This is a genomic window from Planctomycetia bacterium, from assembly GCA_034440135.1.
Classification (GTDB): domain Bacteria; phylum Planctomycetota; class Planctomycetia; order Pirellulales; family JALHLM01; genus JALHLM01.
Window position 1 is genome coordinate 1 of the sequence record JAWXBP010000530.1, and the last position, 2,525, is coordinate 2,525.

Genomic DNA, 2,525 nt, shown 5'->3' on the forward strand with positions numbered 1-2,525 from the left:
CGGTCACGAATCCGCGGAAGGGAACATGAGCACTACACTTTTCGACCGACCATCGGTAACCCGCCAAGCGCTGCACTCTTCGAGCGCCGTTTACACTTGGGACAGGGGCGAGGAACCATTCGCATTGCGGAGGCGGAATTGCAACGATTTCTCGAAAATCGTTACCGCTCGGGCCAACCTGTGCGTACACCACGCGCAGTCCCACGCCGATAATCTTTGCGACATCTCAAGCTTTAGCCTGGCATTCCCGGCGATGGCGTGATCGCCCGCCGAGCTTGCTCACGCAGGTGTTCAGGATTCTGGGATAGATGCTGGTAGACGCGGGCCAACGTGCTGGGATCCGAGTGCCCCATCAAGACGGCCACCGTCAAGGCATCCACGCCCCGTTCCAAGGCGTTCGTGGCCCAGGAATGCCGCAGGGCGTAAAGCGAATAACGGGGCGCCAGGGCGGCGGCCCGACGATACCGTAACTTGCGACGCGCCTCGGCGGCTAGTTCACGTTCGGACTTCTCAATCCGCTGGTTGCCTTCGCGCCGGGTCTTGCTCAATCGTGTGACCCGCTCAGCCAATTCCGTCTCATCCAGCCGCACCTTCTCGCGCCGAAAGGATTCCATCCCCATCCGGATGCGGAGCTGCTGGAAACGGCAATTCACCGCGCAGGTCGTCCAGGGGCGGCCTCGTGAATTCCGAAATAGCGTGCCGGCGGGATGCGCCGCCATCAGACGTCGCGTGATCACCAGGGCCCGCTCACTCAGATACACCACGCGCACCTTGCGTTTCATCTTGGCCTCGGACTTCTTGAACACCCAGCGGCCGTGCGTCAAGTCCACATGATTTGCCGTCACCTTCAGAATTTCTTGTGGGCGGCAGCCCGTGTCCCACGTCACCAGGAGCAGGTCGCGAAAGTCACCCGGTGGAACCAACTCCAGCAGTCGCTCAAACTCTGCTGGGCGAATCATGACTTCGCGGTTTTCAGCGGCCGGCAACGGCAGCTCCGCAATCGGATTTGCGTCGATGTAGCCCTGCTGCTTCGCCCACCTCAGGCAGCGTTTGACGGCCCGCAGATAGTTGCGCCGCGTGGTTTGGGAAATATCAAACGCATCCGCCCACTGCTGGACGTGCCAGGGACGCAATTCGTCCGGACGCAAGTTGGGCCAACGCTCGACGAAGCGCTGCAACCGGTAGCGATAGCCTTCATAGTTGGACGGGGCCCGGTGCTTTTGCACCCATTCCAGGAATTCATCGATGACGGCGACGAGCGACTGCGAGGCAACGTGGCAACGCTTCGGCTGCTGCATCAACTGATAGAAGCGTTGAAACGCATCTGACTTGTCCTCGCCAAGCCGATGACGAGCGCCTTCCAGCGTGACATACCAAGCTCGGCGCGCCTTCCAAAACCAAGGACGCGGACGACGTGACATGCGAAAACCCTCCGGCTCTTAAGGTGAAAGACACCACAGAGCAAGCCGAAGGGTTTGCGGAGGTCTCGCGACGGCTGACACCGTTCGCGAGGCCTTTTTTTGTTGTCCAAACGCTCGATTCTGTACCGATTCTGTACCCGACTAGCGGATCAGATGCGCGGCACTCGTCGTAAGTCCTTACGTAGCAAGTACACCCCACAGGGTTCGAACCTGTAACCTTCGGTTCCGTAGACCGATGCTCTATCCAATTGAGCTAGGGGTGCCTGTTTTCGTAACCCTCTACCATTTCCTGGGTTATTATTCCCGGTAGAGCGTCGCTTTGGCCTCTGTCACTTCTTTGCGGCACTAAATTCGGCGGGGGCCGCGCCGCAACGTGATCCAAGATTGTATCGGGAGTTAAACGCTGGGGGAAGGCGCCATGGGTAAGACGGGACGGAAGAAAGGCTCTCAGAACAAGGGCTACTTCTTCTGTTAGGGGAGAGGCTGGTTTGTGAAGGTCGGTTCGCGGTTCTTCGCATTGGTCGACGAGGATGGGGAGCCGACCAGCCACGCTGCACGCCGCCCTGCGAACGAGGCTCGCCACGGCCCGGCCGCGCAGACGAGAACGAAATCTCAAACTGCGGCAGCGCCAACTGCCACGAGAGTCGCCCGGAGAACGCAGCTAAGCGAACGGCCGAAGGGTCTCATTGAGGGTGAAACAAATCAGTTGCCGGAGAGATCTTGTTTCCGGTCCCCAAGCGAGCGGGCGGGCTGGAACGTTATACATCGGAAATGATGCAGCAGGAATTGGCCCGTGCCTGTGCTGAATGGATGAAAGAAGTGAAGCACGACCAGACCGAGCGCGAGCGTCGAGAGGAGTCCGACTTCCTCGCGTACCGTGACCGCGAAGGACGGTACGCCGACTTTCACGCGACACGGCATACGTTCATCACGAATTTAAGCCGGGCCGGCGTTTCCCCGAAGTCGGCACAGTAGCTGGCGCGGCCTTCAGACATTCGACTCACGATAAATGTCTACGGCCAAACGGACTTGGCGGAGAAAGCAGGAGCCGTGAAGCGTTTGCCAGCCGTCTGCCGGCGTCCTAGCCCGTTCGGCGCTTTCTGC

Annotated in this window: 2 protein-coding genes and 1 tRNA gene; 1 reads left to right on the forward strand and 2 read right to left on the reverse strand. The window is 59.7% G+C overall.

All coding sequences use genetic code 11. From position 1 onward, the window contains the following. Positions 1-233: 233 nt before the first annotated feature. Positions 234-1,421: a tyrosine-type recombinase/integrase gene (locus tag SGJ19_29555; protein ID MDZ4784412.1), complete on the reverse strand. Its 1,188-nt coding sequence runs from the start codon at positions 1,419-1,421 to the stop codon at positions 234-236. A 189-nt stretch (positions 1,422-1,610) separates the two neighbouring features. Then, positions 1,611-1,684, reverse strand: a tRNA-Arg gene (locus tag SGJ19_29560). A gap of 508 nt (positions 1,685-2,192) precedes the next feature. Here SGJ19_29560 and SGJ19_29565 point away from each other — a divergent pair. Beyond that, complete coding sequence (locus tag SGJ19_29565; GenBank protein ID MDZ4784413.1) at positions 2,193-2,396, forward strand: hypothetical protein; 204 nt, start codon at positions 2,193-2,195, stop codon at positions 2,394-2,396. The last annotated feature ends 129 nt before the right edge of the window (positions 2,397-2,525 follow it).